Source organism: Stenotrophomonas sp. STEN038 (genome assembly GCF_056759895.1).
In genome coordinates this window covers 17,147-39,929 of the sequence record NZ_JBRRDW010000035.1, presented here as the reverse complement: position 1 = coordinate 39,929, position 22,783 = coordinate 17,147, and the positions used below count along the sequence as shown (strand labels likewise).

General features: G+C 60.7%; 17 protein-coding genes and 3 tRNA genes. 3 read left to right on the top strand and 17 right to left on the bottom strand.

All coding sequences use genetic code 11. The annotated features are described in order from the left end of the window. Positions 1-54: 54 nt before the first annotated feature. From pheS to uvrB, 9 genes are all read right to left on the bottom strand, one after another. The gene (gene pheS, locus ACVOLS_RS14575; protein WP_481546186.1) at positions 55-1,050 is read right to left on the bottom strand and encodes a phenylalanine--tRNA ligase subunit alpha; all 996 of its coding nucleotides are present in this window, start codon (positions 1,048-1,050) and stop codon (positions 55-57) included. Positions 1,051-1,250: 200 nt separating this feature from the next. Beyond that, a complete protein-coding gene (rplT, locus tag ACVOLS_RS14570; protein WP_054657697.1) occupies positions 1,251-1,610 on the bottom strand; it encodes a 50S ribosomal protein L20 in 360 nt (119 codons plus the stop codon). A gap of 10 nt (positions 1,611-1,620) precedes the next feature. Next, on the bottom strand, positions 1,621-1,818 hold the full coding sequence (gene rpmI / locus ACVOLS_RS14565; RefSeq protein WP_002811096.1) for a 50S ribosomal protein L35: 198 nt from the start codon (positions 1,816-1,818) through the stop codon (positions 1,621-1,623). Between the two features lie 285 nt (positions 1,819-2,103). Next, positions 2,104-2,628, bottom strand: a complete 525-nt coding sequence (gene infC, locus ACVOLS_RS14560) for a translation initiation factor IF-3 (RefSeq protein WP_313319538.1) — start codon at positions 2,626-2,628, stop codon at positions 2,104-2,106. Positions 2,629-2,696: 68 nt separating this feature from the next. Beyond that, a complete protein-coding gene (gene thrS / locus ACVOLS_RS14555) occupies positions 2,697-4,601 on the bottom strand; it encodes a threonine--tRNA ligase (RefSeq protein ID WP_481546185.1) in 1,905 nt (634 codons plus the stop codon). A 493-nt stretch (positions 4,602-5,094) separates the two neighbouring features. Continuing rightward, on the bottom strand, positions 5,095-6,243 hold the full coding sequence (locus tag ACVOLS_RS14550; RefSeq protein ID WP_481546184.1) for an agmatine deiminase family protein: 1,149 nt from the start codon (positions 6,241-6,243) through the stop codon (positions 5,095-5,097). 352 nt (positions 6,244-6,595) lie between these two features. Beyond that, positions 6,596-6,670: transfer RNA gene (locus tag ACVOLS_RS14545), tRNA-Val, on the bottom strand. Positions 6,671-6,785: 115 nt separating this feature from the next. Then, positions 6,786-6,860, bottom strand: a tRNA-Val gene (locus tag ACVOLS_RS14540). Between the two features lie 97 nt (positions 6,861-6,957). After that, the gene (uvrB, locus tag ACVOLS_RS14535) at positions 6,958-8,973 is read right to left on the bottom strand and encodes an excinuclease ABC subunit UvrB (protein ID WP_481546183.1); all 2,016 of its coding nucleotides are present in this window, start codon (positions 8,971-8,973) and stop codon (positions 6,958-6,960) included. A gap of 212 nt (positions 8,974-9,185) precedes the next feature. On the opposite strand from uvrB, the gene ACVOLS_RS14530 reads away from it, so the two are divergent. Together ACVOLS_RS14530 and ACVOLS_RS14525 are read left to right on the top strand one after the other, a co-directional pair. Then, complete coding sequence (locus ACVOLS_RS14530) at positions 9,186-9,686, top strand: GspH/FimT family pseudopilin (protein WP_481546182.1); 501 nt, start codon at positions 9,186-9,188, stop codon at positions 9,684-9,686. 49 nt (positions 9,687-9,735) lie between these two features. Continuing rightward, positions 9,736-9,812 (top strand) — tRNA-Asn (locus tag ACVOLS_RS14525). Between the two features lie 134 nt (positions 9,813-9,946). Here the strand turns inward: ACVOLS_RS14525 and ACVOLS_RS14520 are convergent. From ACVOLS_RS14520 to ACVOLS_RS14495, 6 genes are read right to left on the bottom strand one after another with little or no spacing between them, the layout of a single operon-like run. After that, entirely contained in the window at positions 9,947-10,366 is a 420-nt protein-coding gene (locus ACVOLS_RS14520; RefSeq protein WP_481546181.1) for a type IV pilin protein, read from the bottom strand. 14 nt (positions 10,367-10,380) lie between these two features. Beyond that, positions 10,381-13,929: a pilus assembly protein gene (locus ACVOLS_RS14515; RefSeq protein WP_481546180.1), complete on the bottom strand. Its 3,549-nt coding sequence runs from the start codon at positions 13,927-13,929 to the stop codon at positions 10,381-10,383. Between the two features lie 11 nt (positions 13,930-13,940). Then, positions 13,941-14,498 carry a pilus assembly PilX family protein gene (locus tag ACVOLS_RS14510; RefSeq protein ID WP_481546179.1) on the bottom strand — a complete coding sequence of 186 codons (558 nt, stop codon included), beginning with the start codon at positions 14,496-14,498 and terminating at the stop codon, positions 13,941-13,943. After that, complete coding sequence (locus ACVOLS_RS14505) at positions 14,495-15,577, bottom strand: prepilin-type N-terminal cleavage/methylation domain-containing protein (protein WP_481546178.1); 1,083 nt, start codon at positions 15,575-15,577, stop codon at positions 14,495-14,497. The genes ACVOLS_RS14510 and ACVOLS_RS14505 overlap by 4 nt, the downstream gene beginning before the upstream one ends. After that, entirely contained in the window at positions 15,511-15,957 is a 447-nt protein-coding gene (pilV, locus tag ACVOLS_RS14500; RefSeq protein WP_481546177.1) for a type IV pilus modification protein PilV, read from the bottom strand. The genes ACVOLS_RS14505 and pilV overlap by 67 nt, the downstream gene beginning before the upstream one ends. After that, on the bottom strand, positions 15,957-16,532 hold the full coding sequence (locus tag ACVOLS_RS14495) for a GspH/FimT family pseudopilin (RefSeq protein ID WP_481546176.1): 576 nt from the start codon (positions 16,530-16,532) through the stop codon (positions 15,957-15,959). Before ACVOLS_RS14495 ends, pilV begins: the two co-directional genes overlap by 1 nt. Before the next feature lie 115 nt (positions 16,533-16,647). On the opposite strand from ACVOLS_RS14495, the gene ACVOLS_RS14490 reads away from it, so the two are divergent. After that, entirely contained in the window at positions 16,648-17,667 is a 1,020-nt protein-coding gene (locus ACVOLS_RS14490) for a sensor histidine kinase (protein ID WP_481546175.1), read from the top strand. A gap of 167 nt (positions 17,668-17,834) precedes the next feature. On the opposite strand, the gene ppnN is transcribed toward ACVOLS_RS14490, so the two are convergent. Both ppnN and ACVOLS_RS14480 read right to left on the bottom strand, forming a co-directional pair. Beyond that, entirely contained in the window at positions 17,835-19,223 is a 1,389-nt protein-coding gene (ppnN, locus tag ACVOLS_RS14485) for a nucleotide 5'-monophosphate nucleosidase PpnN (RefSeq protein ID WP_481546174.1), read from the bottom strand. A gap of 112 nt (positions 19,224-19,335) precedes the next feature. Then, positions 19,336-22,635 carry a TonB-dependent receptor gene (locus ACVOLS_RS14480; RefSeq protein WP_481546173.1) on the bottom strand — a complete coding sequence of 1,100 codons (3,300 nt, stop codon included), beginning with the start codon at positions 22,633-22,635 and terminating at the stop codon, positions 19,336-19,338. Between the last annotated feature and the right edge of the window lie 148 nt (positions 22,636-22,783).

Genomic DNA, 22,783 nt, shown 5'->3' with positions numbered 1-22,783 from the left:
GGCTGGTCAACGTTCAGGAGCTGCCGAGCGTGGCTCGGCACTACACAGCTCGCCTTAGGCGAACTGCTTGAGGAAGCGGACGTCGTTTTCGAAGAAGGCGCGCAGGTCGTTGACGCCATAACGCAGCATCGCGAAACGCTCCACGCCCAGGCCGAAGGCGAAGCCGGTGTAGCGCTCCGGATCGATGCCCACCGACTTCAACACGTTCGGATGGACCATGCCGCAGCCCAGCACTTCCAGCCAGCGGGTGCTGCCATCGGGCTGCTGCCAGGCGATGTCCACTTCCGCACCCGGCTCCACGAACGGGAAGTAGCTCGGGCGGAAACGCATTTCGAAATCACGCTCGAAGAAGGCGCGCACGAACTCGGACAGGGTGCCCTTGAGGTCGGCGAAATTGGAGTGTTCGTCCACCAGCAGGCCTTCAACCTGATGGAACATCGGCGAATGGGTCTGGTCGCTGTCGCTGCGGTACACCTTGCCGGCCGCGATCATGCGCAGCGGCGGCTTGTGGTCGCCCATGTAGCGCACCTGCACACCGGAGGTATGCGTGCGCAGCAGGCGGCCATCGCCGAAGTAGAAGGTGTCGTGCATGGCGCGCGCCGGGTGGTGCGGCGGGAAGTTCAGCGCCTCGAAGTTGTGCCAGTCGTCTTCGATTTCAGGGCCTTCGGACAGTTCGTAACCGAGGCGGGCGAAGATTTCGGTGATGCGCTCCAGGGTGCGCGTGACCGGGTGCAGGCCGCCGCGTTCGCCATGGCGGCCCGGCAGGGTGACATCGATGCTTTCAGAGGCCAGGCGTGCATCCAGCGCGGCGTTTTCCAGCAGCGTCTTGCGCTCACCCAACGCGGAGGACACGGCGTCGCGCGCGATGTTGATCGCCTCGCCCGCTGCCTTGCGCTCGTCGGCCGGCAATGCGCCAAGCTGCTTGAGCTGGGCAGTGATGCTGCCACTCTTGCCCAACAGCGAAACACGCAGGTTTTCCAGGGTTTCCGGGCTCTGCGCCGCGGCCACATCGGCCAGCGCCTGCGCGGTCAAGAATTGGATGTCACTCATGGGATCGACGAAACCTCTGGCCGGCTTGCCTACGCGGTACGCGCCGGGCCGACCCCCGTCGCCACCAGTGGCTGACCGCCGCGCAACCATCGGCAGCGGCAACCAGCACAAAAAAGAATGGGGAAGGACTTGCGCCCTTCCCCATGCATTGTCTCACCACAGCCGCTGCGCGTGAACGCTACAACTGCTGCAGGAAGAACTTATGCCGCCAGTGCGCCCTTGGCCTTTTCTGCCAGAGCGGCAAAACCGGCTGCGTCGTGCACGGCGATATCAGCCAGAACCTTACGGTCCAGGGTGATACCAGCCTTCAGCAGGCCGTTCATGAAACGGCTGTAGCTCAGGCCGTTGATGCGGGCAGCCGCATTGATGCGGGTGATCCACAGCGAACGGAAATTGCGCTTCTTCTGCTTACGGCCAATGTAGGCGTACTGCTGTGCCTTGATGACTGCCTGCTTGGCAACGCGGAAGACCTTTCGACGGGCGTTGTAATAGCCCTTGGCGAGATCCAATACTTTCTTGTGGCGGCGGCGCGCCTGCACACCACGCTTTACTCGTGCCATGGTTCAGTCCTCAGAGGTAGGGAAGCATACGGTCCAGACGGCCTGCGTCTTCTGCGCGGACGTGATTCGTCTGACGCAGGTTACGCTTCCGCTTGGTCGCTTTCTTCGTGAGGATGTGGCTACGGTTGGCGTGACCGCACTTGTACTTGCCGGAGGCGGTCTTGCGGAAACGCTTGGCCGCCGCCCGGTTGGTCTTGATCTTGGGCATTGCTATGTCCTTGATGGTCTCTTTACTGACTGGGCGGTGGGTTGACCCACACTTTCCATCCTTGCCCTTGTCTGTCAAAAGCCCGCGCTCCCACTGGAGGCAGGCAGGTCCTGGGTGAAGCAAACAACAAACCCGGCGAACCGGGCCGCCCATTATGCCTCGCGCACCAGCCACTTGCAAACTGCAAGCGGGCCGGCACCCAAATCAGCTGAACAGGCATGCAAACAGGGAGGTAGCCGAAGCCCCTCCCTGTTCAGCAAAGCAGCAGGCCCGGGGGCCGACGGCTTACTTCTTCTTCGGCGCGATCATCATGACCATCTGCCGGCCTTCCAGGCGCGGACGGGACTCGATCACGATATCCTCACCCAGATCAGCCTCGATCCGGTTGGCCATTTCACGACCCAGTTCCTGATGGCTCATTTCGCGGCCACGGAAGCGGATGTTGACCTTGATCTTGTCGCCCTCTTCGAGGAAACCGCGCATCTTGCGCAGCTTGATCTGGTAGTCGCCCTCGTCCGTGACCGGACGGAACTTCACTTCCTTGATCTCGACCTGCTTGGTCTTCTTCTTGGCCTCGTTGGCCTTCTTCTGCGCTTCGAACTTGAACTTGCCGAAATCCATGATCTTGCAGACCGGCGGATCGGCCTGCGGCTGGATTTCAACCAGGTCCAGGCCTTCATCTTCGGCCATGGACAGCGCTTCGTCGCGCGACAACACGCCAATCATTTCACCGTCACTGCCGATCACGCGTACGCGCGGCACCCGGATTTCCTGATTACGGCGGTTCTGTTTGTTGTCAGGGATACTGATATTGCAATCTCCAAGTGGATTAGTACCGGCCCTGCGGAGTGTCCGCCGGGGCCGGAGCCCTACTTACTTCAATGTTTCAATTCTGCCTGCAGCCGTTCGACGAAGGCCTGAACCGACATCGAACCAAGGTCTTCACCGGACCGCGTGCGCACGGCCACGGCCCCGTTTTCCTTCTCGCGGTCACCAATGACCAGCAGGTACGGTACGCGCTGCAGCGTATGCTCGCGAATCTTATAGCCGATCTTCTCGTTGCGCAAATCGGCGTCAACCCGGAAGCCTTGATTTGCAAGGCTTTTGCGAACTTCCTCGACGTAATCGGCCTGGGCGTCGGTGATATTGGCCACCATCACCTGCACCGGCGCCAGCCAGGTCGGGAACGAACCGGCGTGCTGCTCGATCAGAATGCCCAGGAAACGCTCCATCGAGCCCACAATCGCCCGGTGCAGCATCACCGGATGGCGCTTCTGGCTGTTCTCGTCGACGTATTCAGCGCCGAGGCGGCCCGGCATCATGAAGTCGACCTGCATGGTGCCCAGCTGCCAGGTGCGGCCGATGGCGTCCTTCAAGTGGTACTCGATCTTCGGGCCGTAGAACGCGCCCTCGCCCGGCAGCTCCTGCCATTCGACGCCGCAGCTGGACAGCGCGGTGCGCAGCGCACCTTCGGCCTTGTCCCAGGTCTCGTCGTCACCCAGACGTGATTCCGGACGCAGCGCGATCTTGATCTGGATTTCCTCGAAACCGAACGCCTTGTACACCGCCAGCGCCTGCTGGTGGAAGGCCGTCACTTCGGCTTCAACCTGGCTCTCGGTGCAGAAGATGTGGCCATCGTCCTGGGTGAAACCACGCACGCGCAGGATGCCGTGCAGCGCGCCGGACGGCTCGTTGCGATGGCAGGCACCGAACTCACCGTAGCGGATCGGCAGGTCGCGGTAGCTGTGCAGACCCTGGTTGAACAACTGCACGTGACCCGGGCAGTTCATCGGCTTCAGCGCGTAGGTGCGCTTCTCCGATTCGGTGAAGAACATGTTGTCCTGGTAGTTGTCCCAGTGACCGGACTTCTTCCACAGGCTGACGTCGAGGATCTGCGGGCAACGCACTTCGCCGTAACCACTTTCGCGGTAGACATTGCGCATGTACTGCTCGACAACCTGCCAGATCGACCAGCCCTTCGGGTGCCAGAACACCAGGCCCGGCGCCTCTTCCTGCAGATGGAACAGATCCTGCTGCTTGCCGATGCGGCGGTGGTCGCGCATTTCAGCTTCTTCGATGCGCTTGATGTAGGCCTCGAGCTGCTTCTTGTCGGCCCATGCGGTGCCGTAGATGCGCTGAAGCTGCTCGTTCTTGGCATCGCCGCGCCAGTACGCACCAGAGATGCGCATCAGCTTGAAGGACTTCAGGAAACGCGTGTTCGGCACGTGCGGACCACGGCACATGTCCACGTATTCCTGGTGGTAGTACATGCCCATCGCAGTGATGTCATCGGACATGTCTTCGATCAGGCGCAGCTTGTAGTCCTCGCCACGCGCCTTGAAGATCTCGACCACTTCCGCGCGCGGCGTGACCTTCTTGATCACGTCGTAATCCTGGGCGATCAGCTCGCCCATGCGCTTCTCGATCGCCGCCATGTCTTCCGGCGTGAACGGGCGCTCGTTGTAGATGTCGTAGTAGAAGCCTTCAGCGATGACCGGGCCGATCACCATCTTGGCTTCCGGGTACAGCTGCTTCACGGCATGGCCGACCAGGTGAGCGCAGGAATGGCGGATGATCTCCACGCCCTCCTCGTCCTTGGCGGTGATGATGCGCAGCGAAGCGTCGTGATCGATCACGTCACTGGCATCGACCTGCACGCCATCCACGGCGCCGGCAATGGTGGCCTTGGCCAGACCCGCACCAATGGACTGGGCAACGTCCATGACGCTGACCGGGTTTTCGAACTGACGGACGCTGCCGTCTGGGAGAGTGATGTTGATCATGGGGTTCACCAAAGGTCACGACCCGCCGGGCGGGCTGGAAACAACGCCAACAGGCGCGGCTTCACGGGATTCACGGAATTCTGGGCAATAAAAAAGCGCCACGACGGCGCCTGCATCAGGGCGGTGGCGGGAGATCAGCAGTGGGCGATGGTAGTGCTCATGTCACACGCTCGGCCGGCGCTTTGCGCGGGCCACCTCGATTGCCGAAGGGATTGTTGGGGAGATAGTAAACCAATCGGGGCAAACCTGCTCTGGGGCTTTCCGCGCCGCACCCAGCCCTCAGCACCAGAAGCCTGAACCCCGGCCTCCGCAACCGGACTTCGCCGGAACCAAGGCCCCCAGCCACGCCGGTCAAGCAACCTCGCACCACCCCAAAAGCCAGGAAAAATCTGTGAAACCAGCAACCACGGGAAGGCCCCGATAGCCGTCTGCCGTCAACAACCGACGGCCCAGCGGCTCAACCCCATCGAAGCAACCGAACATCCACGGATCCTCAATGCCCGGCCACATCCGGCTGCCGCTGAGCCCCGCCGAAAACCGGAAGATTCTTGCTCACGCAGTGAATGCCGCCACCACCAGCGGCGATCGGGTCGATATTGATCTGGACGATCTCCCGCCCCGGATACAGCGACTCCAGCAAGTCCCTGCAACGCGCATCCGCCTCGGCATCGCCGAACTCTGGCGCGATGACCGCACCATTGATCGGCAGGAAGTTGATGTATCCAGCAGCGTAGTCAGCCTCCCGCGTGTAGACGTTGTCACGCGGCGCCTCGGGCGGCGACAGCGTGTGCACCTGCAGACGTCGCCCATCAGCGTCGGTCGCCGCCCGGAGTATTTCCAGGTGCCGACGCGTAACCGCAAAATCATAGGACTCCGGATCGTTGTCGAGGTTGGCGATAACGACACCCGGCGACGCGAAGCGCGCATAGAAATCAACATGGGCATCGGTGATGTCCTGCCCCTTGATTCCCGGCAACCAGATGATCTTGCGCAGGCCAAGCAGCGACTTCAGCTCCGCTTCGATCTGCGCCCTGCTCATGCCCGGGTTGCGGTTGTCGTTGACCCAGCAACTCTCGGTCATGATCGCCGTGCCATCACCGTCCACCTCGATGCCACCACCTTCGCCGGTGAGCCGACTGCGCATATAGCGCGCCCGAAGGTCCGCGCTCAGTGCCTTCGCCACAGCGGTATCGCCTGCGAAGGCCTGCTTGCGCCCCCAGCCATTGAAGTTGAAATCAACCAGCCCGAGCTGCGCATCGCGCCCGAGCACAAAACAACCGCCGTAATCGCGCACCCAGATGTCATCGAGCGGCATCGGCATGTAGCGGATGTTGGCATTTCCGCAGGCACGCCGCGCCTCAGCCTCCTGCGCCTCCCGGCACAGAATGGTGACCGGCTGATAGCGGGAAATTGTCCTGGCAAGCAGGGCAACCGTCCTGTTCACAGGGGCGGCCCAGTCACGCCAGACAGCCTTGGATGCGGCATAGGCAAGAAATACACGCTCCTGCGGCACCTCCTCCGCCGGCAAGCGCCAGCCCTGCCCCGCTGCTGCATCCAACGGCACGCACAAGCCACTCTTGATGGATGCCGCCGCGCCAAGGCCAACGGAGAGCTGCGCAAGAAATTGCCTACGATTCAACATCACATCACCTCAAGGATAGGCGGCGATTTCATCAGACAGTCGGCAGGCACAGGTGAACCGGGCGCTACCGACGCAGAAGGCGCCAGCAGAACCCGTATTCCACAGAACAAGCGGATAGTCGCGCCCAGCTGATGAAGGCGCTGTCGCGAGCGACGGCGGGCGGAACTCCCTCACGACACCAGCCACAGGCGAAACCCGCCCAGCACCACACCAAGCGTGCCCAGCCATGACCATCAACGAACAAATTCGGGTCGCCACGGAAGCCTCCGGGCAAACAAGGCGAAACGCGAAGCCCAGAGGCCTGATTCGCTCTTCAAGTGATTCCACCGAAACCGCTGCGTCGGGTTTCAAGTGGTGGGCGGTACAGGGTTCGAACCTGTGACCCCTACCATGTCAAGGTAGTGCTCTACCGCTGAGCTAACCGCCCGTTTGAAGCCTTTCCACGTCGCAAGGGCCGAATCAGCCATACCGCAACGCATAACATCACCTGGAAACAAAAAACCCGGCCGGCGCCGGGCTTTCGTGGCCACTTCCCGAGGAAGTGGTGGGCGGTACAGGGTTCGAACCTGTGACCCCTACCATGTCAAGGTAGTGCTCTACCGCTGAGCTAACCGCCCGTCTCAGCAACAATTTCTTCGCTGCGAGGGCGCGTATCTTAACCCTGCTCTTCACGAAGAACAACCGTTTTCGCGAAAAATTTCACATCGAGCCACTTCAGCCCAGATTCGCCTCCTTCAGGCGATGAATCTGGTCGCGGATACGTGCGGCATCCTCGAACTCCAGGTCGCGGGCATGCTGGTACATCGTCTGCTCCAGCTCCTTGAGGCGGGCGGCGAGCTTGGCCGGCTCCAGCGGCAGGTAATCCGCCTCGGGCTCAGCGACGCGCCGCCCCTTGCCCTTCGCACTGGACTTGGGCGAGCTTTCCTCATGCGCACCTTCCAGGATGTCGACGATGGGCCGCATCACCGACTGTGGCACGATGCCGTGCGCCTCGTTGTACTCCACCTGCTTCTGCCGGCGACGGTCGGTCTCGTCGATGGCCGCCTGCATCGAGCGGGTCATCTTGTCGGCATACAGGATGGCCTTGCCGCGCACATTGCGCGCCGCACGACCGATGGTCTGGATCAGCGAGCCGGTTGAGCGCAGGAAGCCTTCCTTGTCGGCATCGAGGATCGCAACCAGCGACACCTCGGGCATGTCCAGGCCTTCGCGCAGCAGGTTGATGCCGACCAGCACATCGAACTTGCCAAGACGCAGATCGCGGATGATTTCCACGCGTTCGACCGTATCCACGTCCGAGTGCAGGTAGCGCACGCGGATGCCGTGCTCACTCAGGTACTCCGTAAGGTTCTCGGCCATGCGCTTGGTCAATGTGGTGACCAGCACGCGGTCACCCATCTTGATGCGCTCAGTCGCCTGCGACATCAGGTCATCAACCTGGGTACCGACCGGGCGGATCTCCACCTGCGGATCGATCAGGCCGGTCGGGCGCACCACCAACTCGGTGATGTCGTTGCCCGACTCGCGCAACTCGTACGGACCCGGCGTTGCCGACACATAGATGGCGCGCGGCGACCGCGCCTCCCACTCCTCGAAACGCAGCGGACGGTTATCCAGCGCCGACGGCAGACGGAAGCCGAATTCGACCAGCGTCTCCTTGCGCGAACGGTCGCCCTTGTACATCGCGCCGATCTGCGGAATGGTCACGTGCGACTCATCGATGACCAGCAATGCATCCGGCGGCAGGTAATCGAACAGGGTCGGCGGCGGATCGCCGGCCGCCTTGCCGGTAAGGTGCCGCGAGTAGTTCTCGATGCCGTTGCAGTAGCCGACCTCGGCCATCATTTCCAGATCGTACTGGGTGCGCTGCGCCAGACGCTGCGCTTCGACCAGCTTGTTCTGCGCGTACAGCTGCTCCAGCCGCTCCTTCAGCTCGACCTTGATGGTCTCAACCGCCGCCAGCACACGCTCACGCGTGGTCGCGTAGTGGGTCTTCGGATAGATGGTGTAGCGCTGCATCTTGCGCAGGCTTTCGCCGGTCAGCGGGTCGAACATGCTCAGCTGCTCGATATCACCATCGAACAGCTCAATGCGCAGTGCCTCGCTGTCCAGCTCGGCCGGGAACACATCGATCACCTCACCGCGTACGCGGAAGGTGCCTCGCTGCAGTTCGTACTCGTTGCGGGTGTATTGCAACTGGGTCAGGTGCTTGATGAGATCGCGCTGATCGATACGCTCACCCTTGGACAGGATCAGGCGCAGCGACAGATAGTCTTCCGGCGCACCGAGGCCATAGATGGCCGACACCGTCGCCACCACGATCGCATCCGGCCGCGACAACAGTGTCTTGGTTGCCGCCAGACGCATCTGCTCGATGTGTTCGTTGATCGAACTATCCTTCTCGATGAAGGTGTCCGACGAAGGCACATAGGCCTCGGGCTGGTAGTAGTCGTAATAGCTTACGAAGTACTCCACCGCGTTGTTCGGGAAGAACGCCTTGAACTCGCCGTACAACTGCGCGGCCAGGGTCTTGTTCGGCGCCATCACCAGTGTCGGGCGCTGCACCTGCTGAATCACATTGGCGACGGTGTAGGTCTTGCCCGAGCCGGTCACACCGAGCAGCGTCTGCTTGGCGATACCCGCCTCGAAGTTGGCCACCAGCTTTTCGATGGCAGCCGGCTGGTCGCCGGCGGGCGAATACGGCGATACGAGCTGGAAACTGTCGGACATGGCGAGTAGGACCTGCGTGGACTACCCAGTATAGCCAGCCCTGAGAAGACGACGCCGCAAGGGCTAACCCCATGTTCAGCCACTCTCTCCAGCGACACCGCTGCTGCGAGGCTTTGGCGAGCATCGCTGTTCCCAGCCCGGATACCAGGCCCATGCCAGCCTCCCGCCCAGACCGCCAGCATCACCCAGTTGCGCGCCAATACGGCGTCAGCATGGTCGAACTGCTCGTCTGCATCTGCGTGGCCGCGACGCTTGTCGGGGTGGCGGCCCCACAATTTGCACACTTACTCGAGCGCAATCGCGCGGTCGCCGCCAGCAACGCCGTGATGGCACAGCTCTACCTGGCCAGGACAACAGCAGTGAACCGACGCACTGCAACCGTGCTCTGCCCGTCCAGCAACGGCGTTCACTGCAGCAGTGGCGCCGATTGGTCGAAGAACTGGCTGATATTTCTTGACGGTGACGGCAACGGCCGCCCCGACGCAGCGACCGACATCATTCGCGCAGACCCACAACCGGTCCCTGGCCTGCAACTAGTCAGCACTACAGGAAGAACCCGTATCCGTTATCTCGCAGACGGCCGCAGCACCGGCTCCAACCTCACGCTAACCATCTGCAGCGAGAGCGGCGCCCCGCTCAGCAAAGTGGTAGTCAACAACGCGGGGCGCGCACGCAGCCAGCGTGGCGGCAATGTCGACAGCTGCGCCAAGTAGCCCGAAGGTGTTGCAACAATCTTCAGGGCTAAGTAGAATGCGCCTCCCCGCCCGAATAGCTCAGCCGGTTAGAGCACTTGACTGTTAATCAGGGGGTCGTTGGTTCGAGTCCAACTTCGGGCGCCAGATATCAAGGCCTGCGAGCAATCGCAGGCCTTTTCTGTATCTGGCGTCAATCCGCCATCGAGCAAGCAAGCTCCCAATAAAACAATGCCGGGCAGAGCCCGGCATTGCTGAAGAACTTCAATCTTCCGGACAACTCAGAAACACTTGGCAGCACCGGTGGAGCCAGCGCTTCCCGTCACGCCACGAACTCCTGCCTGGTCAAGGCTGAGCTCTCCACACAACGTGTCCTTCGTGGCCTGCGCCCCCTTGGGGGTAGCAACCAAGCTGAAACTTCCCGCAGCGGCATTGCCTGACAAGCCGATCGTATAGTGGTCAGCAAGTTCCTGATCACAACCAGTTGCTGGTGGTACCGCGCCCGAATAGCCCGCCGCCGGATGCGAGGTGTAATAGCGCTCCATGAATTGCGCCTTCTCCAACATGCACCCCGCAGCAGCAACGCGCCGCGACTTGACCACATGCTCGATATAGCTGGGATAGGCCACCGCGGCCAGTATGCCGATGATCGCCACCGCGATCATCAGCTCGATCAGCGTGAAACCCTTCTGATTGGACATTTTCATTTCCCCATTCACTCCGGCAGGATCTCGCGCCAACTGATACGACTCGGCAGGCCACCGGTAGGCGGGTTGATCGCATCACTCTTGGTGCCACTACTCAGTTCACTTGGCCCAGTACCAGTACCCACGGTCACCAGCGTATCGGTGAGATTGACCTCGGTCGGCATGCCGCCTTTCACTCCCACGGAGCCGATCACACCGGTGTTGCCGTCCTTGTCAGTCAATCCCGTCGGATCAGCGAAATAGCCGCCGCTCTTGGGGCTGGTACCGGTAAACAGATTGATGGCGTTGACGAAGCCCTTTCCGCTCGCGCCACTGCAATCCACGCCAGTCGCGGGGATCACCGAGGTCAGATACATCGCCGAGCCATAGATCGTCGGCCCACTGCTCACCCGCTCGGGAACCGGCAGATCGATGTACCAGCCCTGCTTGCCACCACTCAGTACCGAGTAGGACTCAAAGCCACGCGCATCCTGGCCGTCCTTGGTCTTGCCGGAGAACGGAATGGTCCGTCGCTCCAGTTCCGCGCGCCCGGCGATGGTCGTGTTGGTATCAACGATTCCGTAGATGCTCTGAACCTGCGAGACAACGCCGTCACCGGGAACGTCGCCATTGGAGATGAAACGACCAGTACCAAACCCGACAAACACCTTGCCGGACGTATCACGCCCCACGCCCAAGCCTCCGGTGATCGCCTGCGGCTTTGCCGCCGTTGCCGAATCAACAGCCTGGAACAGCTTCACTGCGGCGCCAGGATCGACGCCCTCGAAGTTCCAGCGCCAGATATTGCCCTTCAGATCACCACCGTAAACCACATCGATCTTGCCGTCACCATTCAGGTCGGCCATACCGGTAGACATCAGGCCATTGCCACCAGCCGCATCGGCAACCAGTTTATGCGTCCTTTCCACGGAACCACTGGACGACAATTCATAGGCATACAGCGTCGCTGATCCATTGGCGCTGTCGATGCCGTTGGGCACCAACGCATATGTTTTGCCTGCATTGCCCTTCCGGATGCGCACCGCACCGAACACATAGCCCATGTCACCATCGGGATCCGCGCCCGTCGCCGGCGTCTGGAAGGTATTGTCCCAAAGCACTTTCGAGGTACCCATGCCGGCAGGATCGGTCACATCAAGTGCAAATACGCCGCGACCACCACGCCCCAGCGCCGCCACAAGAATATTCTTGCCGCTCCCCTGGTTGGCACGACTAATGACATCCATCTGTCCATCAACGAAATAGTGATGCTCATAGTCCGGCGCACTGAGCTTGGCCATCTCCACGAAATCCAGACCCTTGGGCACGTAGGAGAACAGAATCTTGCCGTCCTTCACGCTGATGGCGTGCAGCATTCCGTCATTGGCTCCCACGAACACCGTGCCGGAGTCCTCAACAAAGGCAGGCGAGGAGTCGACGATGTCACCAAGTGGATAGGCGCGCTTGCGCAGCGTGCCATCCTTCTGACCTTCTTCCTTGGTCTGCGTCCCACGCAGATAGTCGATATTGTCGGCAGCACTGACCGCCGCCGCCTTGCCAGTCGCAGTACGCGCAAAAACACCTGGCGATGCAAGCGCATTGTTGAATACCTTTGCGCTGCCACCAAAGCTGGTCAAGACCGTGCGCTGCGCGAAATTGGCATTGACGCCGCCAGCAGCGAAGGTCTTGGACAAGGTCCACAACGGCTTGTCAGACACCCCGGTCAGCGCCGCATTGAAAGGACTGGCGATCATGTCGCCAATCCAGCTGCCCGAAGTGAAACCGGCAACGAAGGTCAAGGTTGTTGATTCGGTCTTGGTCGAGCTGGATGCGATATTGGAGCCGGACGCGCTGCGCGCTGCGATGTTCTTCAATGCCGCATCCAGCGCGTCTGCGAATTTATCCGTGTCGGTCGCGACAACGAAGCTGCCATGCCCATTCAAGCTGGCATGGAAAAGATCATCAATGCGTTGCGCGCCGCTATTCTTGATCGGGTCAGGCCACTTATACCCGGGTGGCACCGGGTTATTCGGATCCATCGTCCCCTGCAAGCCGATCGAGATGCCAAATGTGACCATGTTCTGCCATGTGTTCAGCGTATCGTCGTTGGCCAACGTGGGCTTCAGATCTGTTTTCCAATAGTGGTAAGCCACGTCGGCCAGCGTATTGGAATAAGTATCTCCGTAGGTACTACCCTCGTCAGCATTGTTCAGCTTGGTGGTGTATCCGCCCGCGTTATCAGCCTGATTCCAGTAGCCATCCGTGGTCAACAACGCATAATTCTGGCGACAGGCCAGCATATTGCCGGTGGCATCTTTCCAGGGATCATCGCTGCTGAAGTAGCGCCCACTGCGCTGCAGTGCGCCGTGCAAGGGTGTATTGCCACTGGCACTGGCAGCCTGCAAACGACCATAGAATGCGTCACGATTACTACCCGCGAACAAACCACCATCGGTCTCATAGGGGATCGGATAGGCCGGAGCTGACCCCGCCACATCCACTCGCGCACCGCCCCTGTTCCAGATCGTGTCAAAGCCAACACGGAAGTTCTTGCCCAGGCGGCCGAAGGCTTCGGATGCACCTGCCTTGGCCATCTTGTTGCGCGTACGATGATATTGATACCAGTTTGCGAAGTTCTGCAACTCTTCGGCCTGCGTACGGGCCGCAAGCACGTTGCCATCCTTGTCCTTGACCGTTCGCGGCGGTGTCACGTTCACCCAACTCCGGGACACGGTAGCCGAATAACTGATATTTGAAATGTCGTTCCGATTTGCATTGCGAATCTGCAGATACACCACCGATCGAGCAGTAACATCCAAAGTCTGCGTCTTTGGATTATTACTATTGGTTACAGCAGCCAATTGCCCAGAACTACAATTACTGGACGAAAAAACATACAGATCCGCATTGCTGCTACCGGCGACCCGGAATACAACAGACTCCCAATCCGCCACTGGCACAGCGAAGCATGCAGAGCTGGACCTGCCCGAAACCGAGGTTGAACCACTCAATACCTGGCTGCTTTCTGCAGACTGGCGCTGCACCACGCCACCATTGACACTGCTCGAGGACGTCGAGCTGACGATGCGGTACTTGTCGTACGAATTCGAATTGGTACCGGGATTGGTGACACCCGACTTTGGAATGTAAAAATATGACTCCTCGGTATCACGCAGATCCAGATCCTGGCTTCCCGTCCCTGTAATGGAGCTGGAAACCTTCTTGAAATCCGCCTGACCCAACCGCGCGTCAAGATCCACATTCGAGGTGCGCCACGGGTGATAATTGCGATCGGGATTGTAATAAAGCGTATTGTTGATAAAGGACCGATCGCTGACGTTGTCGCTCAACGAATATTTGTCGACCGGCATATGAACCGCCTGCATGGACCCCGAATCATCCAGGATCATCATGATGTTCGGCGGAACCGAATCACCACCGGTCAACAGCGGGTAGTTCGGAAACGAAGTATCCGCCGCCTGCGCCGACGCCGCAGCCATCATCGACACCAACGTGACACCCGTGCCAACGCGCAAGCGCTCGGCCAGGGCGGATTTGGAATGCGATTTGTTTTTCATGTCATGCCCCGTCAGCGGCGATACAACGATTGAACAATGACCTCCGCGCCCGCGGGCGTGGTGGCACGTGCGGTGATCCGGTAAACACTCTGCTCCGTGGTGCTGATGCAGGCCTTGGAAAGGTCGATGCAATCCGAGGCGCCACCACCATTGACCGAGGTACCAAAGTCCTCGATCACGAAGCGCGGAGATAGCGAGACACCATCCCCGCTCTTGACTGCCGTGCCGTCCTGGTACTGGCCACCGCCATCAGCCCAGAAATCCTTCGCAGCCCATGCTGGTTCCGCATTTGGGTCCGGCATCGCGCAACGCCCCTTTGAACAACCGGAAGCAGGGAAGTTGATCGCGGCCGCATCACGCACCACGATCTCAGCCTGGCGCAAACCGGCCTCAGCCGCCTGGAATGCCAATCCGCGTGAGATGGTATTGGCCGCCATGCGCTCCTGCATGATGGCTCCGCGCATTGAGGCCAGGCCCAGCAGGGTAATTACAATCAGCAACATCAGCACCACGATCAGCGCAGCGCCGGTTTGCCGCTGAGGTATCGAATAGCAAGATCTCTTGTTCATAGGATGTCGTCCTGGTGGTTACGCAGCACGATGAAGTCCTGCATGGTCCGCTGCAGCACCGCACCATCCTCACCCTTCACGTCGCTTGCCGTCATCGCACCGCGTTGCGCCTGGAAGGTCATCGCAAGGTGAACCGCGGTCACCAGCGACCAGTTGCTGCCGCCCGTGACAGTTGCAGCGTCCACATATCCAGCGGCATCCCCGACTTTGTAAAGAACGGTCATGCTGGTAATGCCTTCGGCAATCTCGCTGCGGGCATTCTGCGCAGCGCGATACAGCGATGTCCCACCGCGGCCATTGTCCTCTACAGTCCAGCGCGCCTCGTACGGCGCCACAACGAAGGCTGGTGAACGGCCTATACCTCGCGGGCAAGCAAGTGAATCCGCTGCGGTCGGCACGCCCGGCACATTGAAACAATAGCCGGGACCGGACTCTGCTTCGGTGCACCTGCTGGCTTCTGGCGCCGGCGTAAGCCCCGCTCCACAATTGGCACCCGTGGCATGCTCCACGGTCGCCCCGGAGATGCCGGTCGCCGTGAAAGCGATGGCATGGTCACTATTGCAGGCGATCAACTGCTCGCCCGCAGCCAGCTTGTCCACGGTATTCAAGGTCAGTGCGCTGTTCGGCCGCGAGTGGCTTGCAACGCGGTATTGCGGGCCATTGGCAAGATACAACGCAACAAAGTCGCGCCCACCGTCCTTACCGCCGAACACACCGTTTTGGAACCGGCTCCAGAACTGCGCATCGGGCGCCGCAATCTGCACCGTGATCGGGTTGGCAGCGTTGAACCGGGAACAGGGGTTCATGCCAGCTTCGCGAATATCCCGCGCAATCATCTCGAACGCTGCGCGCTGGTTCTCCTGGATGCGACCCACGGCCTCGCTGGATCCATACACGCGCCGATTGGACATGAAAATGCTGCCCGCAGCAGCAACCACCAGCAAGCCCAACAACAAGGCCACCATCAATTCGATCAGCGTAAAGCCCCGCTGACGGGCTCCCATATTGGCGTTCATAGCTGACTGGCCACCTCGACCTGCTCCGTTGCGATGCCACCGGTGGCTCGCGTGTCGTTCCACTGAACACTGACCGTGCAGGTCATATCGTTGGCAATGCATACCACCCTGCCCATCGCATCAGGCGCAACAGTCTGCTTCAGATCGCTCAACCAAGCGTCCATGCTGCCAGGGGCTCCGGAGCCATCACCTTCAACGAAAGTATTGGTGTTGTAGTTGGCAATGTTGGCGCGATCTGCACGGATGATGTCCATCATCGAATACACCTGTACAGCCGCCTGGGTCCGACTGGCAGAACTGCCGGTGTTCTTCAAGGTAATAGCCTGCAGAGCGGCGATGCCCAGCACCCCGATCGCCAGCACCAGCACGGCAACCATCACTTCGACCATGCCGATGCCACGCTGCTTGAGCGGGCGGCCATTGAAACGTCGATTAGCATTCATCATATGTCTCCCGGCGCGGAGCAACCCGCCCCCGCCTCACGCTTGGCACTGGTGATGCGCACCACCGCAGCGGAAATATCCACCGCGTTCTGCCCGGACAGGTCAGCCGCACACACGGAGATGGTGCCACTGCTTTTCGCGCCCACCTGGACAAACCCAGCCGGTGTAAACGTAATACGTCCATTGCCGCCGGTTACGTTGGCACTGGTCTTCACGACCATCTTGGGATTCGCCGCCACCGAGCGCAGCTGCGTGTTGACGCCATTCCTGGACGAAAACACGATCCATTGGCTACCCGCCGCGCCCGAACAGGTCGTGCCGTCCGTACTGGGGCAAAAGGTCGTCTGCTGCCGCCGCGTGACCGCCTCGGTCCGGGCAACCTGCAGTGCCGCGATCATTTCGTTGCTGCTGGACACCAGTCGATTGTGGCTGATCATCTTGCCGAAACTGGGTGCGGCGATCGCAGCAATAATCCCCGCCACTGCCACCGTGACCATCAGTTCGACCACCGTAAAGCCTTTGCCAAAGCGCTTCCCAAGCGCCCTCACGCCACCTGTCGGCAAGTTACCGATCATGCGCAAGCTCCCCAGATTGACTAAGCTGACACGCTAAGCCAGCCCCGCCCGCCAGTCACCAACTGACCGATGGACGGCACACCGCCCATGACCAATGGCAAAGCGCCCTCCTCCCATGCCAGAACGACCCACCCTCACGCCGCTGGACACATTGTGGAAGGCTCCGGCAATCATCTGGACGATTCTTGCCGGGGAAGGCCTCGCCATCATCCTGGCACTGGCGCCGGAACATAACGGCAGCCGCTGGGTGCTGTTCGGTGCCCTGTCGCTGATGGTGCAGTGGATATCGTTGTCAGCCCTGGGGGCGCTCTATCTGCTGCGCGCCCCCCTTTCCCGGCTACCAGCCACCTGGATCGCCAATATCACGCTACTGGTCCTGATCGCCTGCAACCTTCTGGTTTGCACCGCGAGCTGGTGGGCACTAAAAGGCCTGCTACCCATTTCTTCGGAGAACTGGCTACCCACGCTGCTCCGCTTCACGGGGATCATCGTCATTTTCGGCCTGCTTGGACTGGCCGCGTTCCAAAACCACTTGCGCGCGCGCCAATTGGCGGTTCGCACAACACAGGCAGAACTGGAGGCACTGCAGGCCCGCATCCGCCCGCATTTTCTGTTCAATACACTCAACACCGGTGCCGCGCTGGTCCATCAGCGTCCGGAAGATGCCGAGCGCTTGTTGCTGGACCTGGCAGACCTGTTCCGCGCCGCGCTGGCCGGACCACAGGAAATCCCGTTGACCGAAGAAATGGCGCTCTGTAGACGCTATGTAGAAATCGAAGCCCTGCGCTTCGGGGATCGGATGCGCATCCACTGGCAACTGCCCACGCCACTTCCACCATTGCTGGTGCCCGCACTTTCCATCCAGCCATTGATCGAGAACGCCATCCACCATGGCATTGAACCATCAGCAGACGGTGGCGATATCCACGTCACGGTGGCACAAAACAAACAACAGATCATGGTCACGATCGAGAACGACCTACCTGCTGCGCCGCCACTATCACCGCGCACTGGTCACAAGGTCGGGCTGGAGTCCACGAAGGCCCGCATTCACGCCATGACCAATGGCGAAGGCGAAGTCACCACGCGCGTCGAGAACGGACGCCACATTGCGACCGTTACCCTCCCCGCCTGAGCGACCACCAGAAAGCACACGCATCGAGGCAAACCAGGCATCAGCCTTGCGCATCAAGACGAGCCTCCATCACCCAGGATCAGCGACACTGGCCTGCCCCCGCACACCTCCCACAACAGCCCCCTGCACATTGCGCGCAGAGGGCTCCTGCAATCACCGGCGTTGAATCAAGCAACCACCTGATAACAAGGACGATACTCACCGGAGATCTTCATCCGGCGCTGCTCTACAAACGCGCGCAACAGCTCGTCCAGCGCCTGCATCATCTCGGTATCGCCGTGGATCTTGAACGGGCCGAATTCCTCGATCCGGGCCATGCTCTCTTCCTTGACGTTGCCGGCGACGATGCCGGAGAACGCGCGGCGCAGGTCAGCGGCCAGGTCCGGGGCCGGACGCCCCTTGTGCAGGTCCAGCCCAGCCATGGCTTCGTGCGTAGGCACGAACGGCTGCTGGTAGGGCAGCGGGATCTCCACCTGCCAGTTGTAGAAGAACGAATCGCGCTGCGCCAGACGGAACTCGCGCACGCGCTTGATGCCCTGTGACATCTTGCGGGCCACGCCCACCGGGTCACCAACTATGATTTCGTAGCGCTCGGCCGCTTTGTCACCCAGCGTCAGACGGATGAAGCGGTCGATCTGCTGGAAGTACGGGGCAGCGATGGCCGGGCCACTGAGAATCAGCGGGAACGGCAGATCCTTGTTCTCCTCGCTCAACAGGATGCCGAGCAGGTACAGGATCTCTTCGGCGGTGCCGACGCCGCCCGGGAACACGATGATGCCGTGGCCGAGACGGACAAACGCCTCCAGGCGCTTCTCGATGTCCGGCATGATCACCAGATGGTTGACGATCGGGTTCGGCGATTCGGCCGCGATGATGCCCGGCTCGGTGATGCCGATGTAGCGGGTATTGGTCTTGCGCTGCTTGGCGTGGGCAATCGTGGCACCCTTCATCGGCCCCTTCATTGCACCCGGGCCGCAGCCGGTGCAGATGTCCAAGCCGCGCAGGCCCAGTTCATAGCCGACCTGCTTGGTGTACAGGTATTCGTCACGCGAGATCGAATGACCTCCCCAGCACACGACCAGGTTCGGGTCGCTGGGCTGCAGGATGCGTGCATTGCGCAGCACGCCGAACACCGCATTGGTGATGCCGTCCGAGGTCTCCAGATCCGAGGCGTATTCCGGCCCCAGCTCAATGGCCATGTAAGCCAGGTCGCGCACCACCGAGAACAGCAGCTCGGCGATACCGCGGATGATTTCACCATCAACGAAGGCCACCGCCGGCGCATTGCTCAGGTCGATGCGGACACCACGATCCTGCTGGGTGACCTGCACATCGAAATCCGGATACAGATCGCGCGCAGCGCGCGGGTCGTCCGATGCACTGCCACTGGTCAGCACCGCCAGCGCACAACGGCGTAGCAGTTCATGCATGCCGCCACCGGAAGCGTCGCGCAACCGCGCCACTTCTGCCCGCGACAACACATCCAGACCACCGCGCGGATAAATACGTGCGTCCTGCACCGGCAACGCCCTCGCTGCCACTTCACTCTTGGTCATTTCCACAACTGCTCCTTCCTCTTTGGCGATCGACTTTAGCGCTCCCCCCATTAAAAAGAAAACGGCCGGGTTGCCCCGGCCGTTTTCGATTCACATCTGATCAGTCAAACGATCAGAACTTGTAGCGGAAGCCGATCTGCATCGACCAGCGCGATTCCCAATCGGTCAGGTTGACCTTGGTGACCTTGCTCGCGTCGAAGTCGTAGATGTACTTGCCGGTGGCCTGGTCGATGCCCTTGAACGTTGCAGCACCGCGGTCGCTGAACGGCGAGGCGTAGCTGACCTGTCCCCAGTCCTTATTCAGCAGGTTGCCGACGTTCATGATGTCCAACCAGATCTCAGCCTTGTGACCCTTGAAGAAGGTCGGCAGTTCCTGGCTGATGCGGACGTCGAAGGTGTTGACCCAGGCATTGCGCTGGCTGTTACGCGGCGCAATCTTGCCGCCATAGCCGGCCAAGCCTTCCTGACCATCCAACCAAGCGAAGAAGGCATCTTCCATCGAGGCGCCACCAACGAACTTGACGTCGCCACGGCCAGCCGGCACGTAGAACAGGTCGTTGCTGTAACCGTCGCCGTTGGCGTCGTTCAGGAAGCGCCAGCTGTACGGCAGGCCCGAACGGCCTTCGTAGAACATCGAGAAGGTCGTGTAGTTGTCACCGAAGAACGCCTTGCGGAACTGCAGGCTGCCGGTGAAACGGTTCTTGACCTCATAGTTCGAGGTCGAAGCAACCACATCATTCGGGTTGATGCCGGCGACGTTGTTCCAGTTGGAGATCGCACGCGAGGAGGTCAGCGGGCTGACTTCGGTAGCGTCGGTGTAGGTGTAACCCAGCGACCAGCCCCAGACGTCGGTCAGCGGCTTGCTCAGGCTGGCGGTGAACTGGTAGCTGCGACCCTTGTCGGTGTTCTTCAGCAGGATCACGCCATCGTTGTGCCAACCGGTCACGTTCTCGTAGCCCGGGATGGTGTCAGCGATACCGGCGACGCCGGTGTTGCTGCCAGCGCGCACGCCGGTCGCGGTGTACGGGTTCACCCAGTACATGTCACGGCCGTCCTGGCCGCGCACGGCATTGACGTTGCCCAGGTCCAGGCGCTGGAATGCGATCGCATCCTTGACCTTGGTGTACAGCAACTCAACAGAGCCCACGACGCCGTACCACGGCAGTTCGTGATCGAACGCCAGGTTGGCCTTCCACACCGACGGCTGTGCGATGTCCTTTTCCATGAGGTTGACCATCATGGTGTAGCCCGCTGCCGGCGACGGCACGGTCGGGTTGTTCGGGTCCAGCGAAACCGGCAGGTTCGCCCAGATCGCTTCGCGCTGCGCCTGGGTCATGCCGGCGGTGATGCGCTGGTTGTAGCCGATCAGGCCGAAACCGCTGTTCTGGTAGGAGTTACCCACCCACACATTGGCCGCCGCACCCTGGAACAGACCCAGACCACCGCGCAGCTGCGTCGGACGCTCGTTGTCGAAGGTGTAGTTGAAGCCAAAGCGCGGCTGCACCAGTGCCTTGTCCAGGGTCTGACGGTTGTCATAACCGTAGATTTCCTGCACCAGCAGGTTGTGCACCGGAACGTCATCCAGATCCGGAATGTCGACGCGCAGGCCGAACATCAGGTTCAGGTTGTAGTTGACCGCCCAGGTGTCCTGCACGAACAGACCGGTGTTGCGATGCTTGTATTCCATCGCAACCGAGTCCATGCCCTTGCCCGGAACCGGCGCATTCAGGTCATACACCCAGTAATGGCCGTTGCGGAAATCATCCAGGTTGGCGAAGCCGTAGGTGCCCCAGATGTTCTGCGCGTACAGGTTGTAGATTTCGTTGGATTCCCAATCGAAACCGAACTTCAGGGTGTGATCACCGAGGTACCAGTTGGCTGCGCCGTAGGCATTGGTGGTCTTGGTGCTGATGTCGTTGCCGTGACGGAATTCGTCGGCACCGGCATTGAGGTACGGCGGAGCAACTGCCGAGTTGCCCGGGCCACCACCAATGATGATCTGCGGCAGCTTGGAGTAGACGTTGCTCAGCGAATCATAGGTACGGCGGCCGACCTTGAACTCGGTCGAGAAGTTTTCGTTCCAGTCGCTGAACAGCTGGATGACGTTGGTCTTCACTTCCTTGTTGATGTCGTACCAGCGGCTGCTCAGGCCCAGCGCCGGGCCGGCGGTGGAAATGCCGTGGCCGCCGTAGGAGGTGGAGCGGCTGCTGCCGACCAGGTTCGGATCAACCTGTTCCAGCTTGGAGAAACGTGCCGAGACGCGGTGGTCGTCGTTGATGTTCCAGTCCAGCTTGACGGCGTACTCTTCCACTTCCTGCTTGGTTTCAGCAGGTGCGTCCAGGGTGCCGATGTCGACGCCGTAGACTTCCTTGGCGATCTTCTGCGCTTCAGCGATGAAAGTCGGATCGATGTCGACCACGTTGGTGGCGTTGGAGCCACGCGGACCGTAGGACTGGGCGGCGCGGCTGCGCTCGTACTTCTCGTAGTTGGCGAAGAAGAACAGCTTGTCCTTGATGATCGGACCACCGAAGGTCGCGCCCCAGGTCTTCTCGTCTTCAAAGCCGGTGAACTTGGCATCGGTGACCGGGTGATCACCCACCATGTCCTTGTCACGGTAGGTACCGTAGACCGAGCCGTGGAACTCATTGGTACCCGACTTCGTCACGGCATCGACCACTGCACCGGTAGCGCCGGTGATGGTGGTGTCGTAGTTGGACACGTCGATGTTGATGGCTTCGATGGCATCCATCGAGACCGGCTGACGCATGGTCGGGAAACCATTGGATTCCAGGCCGAAGGTGTCGCTGGTGTTGATACCGTCGATGCGGATGGCGTTGAAGCGCGGGTTCTGGCCACCAACGGTCAGCTCGCCACGCGACTTGTCGCTCTGGCTGATGCGCGGATCAAGACGCACGTAGTCCTGGATGTTGCGGTTGATCGACGGCAGCGCTTCGATCTGCTGCTGCGACACCGAGGTACCGGCACCCATCTTGTTCGCACTGAACACGTCCGAACCACCACCGACAGCCATGACCTGCACGGCTTCCAGGTTGGTCGCAGCGAGGTCGCCGCCCAAGGTACCGTTGACGGTGTTGGTCTGGCTCAGGCTCAGGTAGACGCCCTCTTCGGTCTTGGTGCCTTCACCGGACTTGATGATGGTGACCGTGTACGGGCCACCCACACGCAGGCCGCGTGCGTTGTAACGGCCCGACGCATCGGTGGTCGCGCGGCTGACCGTGCCCGACTCGACGTGGGTGATGGTGACTTCAGCACCAACCACCGGCTGGCCGCCGTTGTTGGTGACCTGACCGCCGACGCCGGCGGAGGTGTTCTGTGCGAAAGCCGGAGCCGCCGCAAGAGCGACGACAAGACCAAGTGCAAGCTTGGACATCTTGATACGCGGGTGATTCATAGGTGGGTAGCCTCGAAACGAGTTGGCGATTGAGAAAAAACGCGATCCATCAGCCCCGGGGTCAACCGAGCGCCTGATCGTCTTGAATCTGGGGGTCCCTTCCGAGGCGGTTTCAGCCGCAACGGTTAAGATAAGGTTAACACGGTAA

Bases quoted from the DNA above. Each gene is read 5' to 3' on its own strand.
- ppnN (WP_481546174.1), bottom strand. From the start codon at position 19,223: ATGACCAAGAGTGAAGTGGCAGCGAGGGCGTTGCCGGTGCAGGACGCA.
- thrS (WP_481546185.1), bottom strand. From the start codon at position 4,601: ATGATCAACATCACTCTCCCAGACGGCAGCGTCCGTCAGTTCGAAAAC.
- ACVOLS_RS14550 (WP_481546184.1), bottom strand. From the start codon at position 6,243: ATGTTGAATCGTAGGCAATTTCTTGCGCAGCTCTCCGTTGGCCTTGGC.
- ACVOLS_RS14510 (WP_481546179.1), bottom strand. From the start codon at position 14,498: ATGAACAAGAGATCTTGCTATTCGATACCTCAGCGGCAAACCGGCGCT.
- ACVOLS_RS14520 (WP_481546181.1), bottom strand. From the start codon at position 10,366: ATGTCCAATCAGAAGGGTTTCACGCTGATCGAGCTGATGATCGCGGTG.
- ACVOLS_RS14490 (WP_481546175.1), top strand. From the start codon at position 16,648: ATGCCAGAACGACCCACCCTCACGCCGCTGGACACATTGTGGAAGGCT.
- ACVOLS_RS14495 (WP_481546176.1), bottom strand. From the start codon at position 16,532: ATGATCGGTAACTTGCCGACAGGTGGCGTGAGGGCGCTTGGGAAGCGC.
- pheS (WP_481546186.1), bottom strand. From the start codon at position 1,050: ATGAGTGACATCCAATTCTTGACCGCGCAGGCGCTGGCCGATGTGGCC.
- ACVOLS_RS14515 (WP_481546180.1), bottom strand. From the start codon at position 13,929: ATGAAAAACAAATCGCATTCCAAATCCGCCCTGGCCGAGCGCTTGCGC.
- ACVOLS_RS14480 (WP_481546173.1), bottom strand. From the start codon at position 22,635: ATGAATCACCCGCGTATCAAGATGTCCAAGCTTGCACTTGGTCTTGTC.
- uvrB (WP_481546183.1), bottom strand. From the start codon at position 8,973: ATGTCCGACAGTTTCCAGCTCGTATCGCCGTATTCGCCCGCCGGCGAC.
- pilV (WP_481546177.1), bottom strand. From the start codon at position 15,957: ATGAATGCTAATCGACGTTTCAATGGCCGCCCGCTCAAGCAGCGTGGC.
- ACVOLS_RS14530 (WP_481546182.1), top strand. From the start codon at position 9,186: ATGGTCGAACTGCTCGTCTGCATCTGCGTGGCCGCGACGCTTGTCGGG.
- rpmI (WP_002811096.1), bottom strand. From the start codon at position 1,818: ATGCCCAAGATCAAGACCAACCGGGCGGCGGCCAAGCGTTTCCGCAAG.
- rplT (WP_054657697.1), bottom strand. From the start codon at position 1,610: ATGGCACGAGTAAAGCGTGGTGTGCAGGCGCGCCGCCGCCACAAGAAA.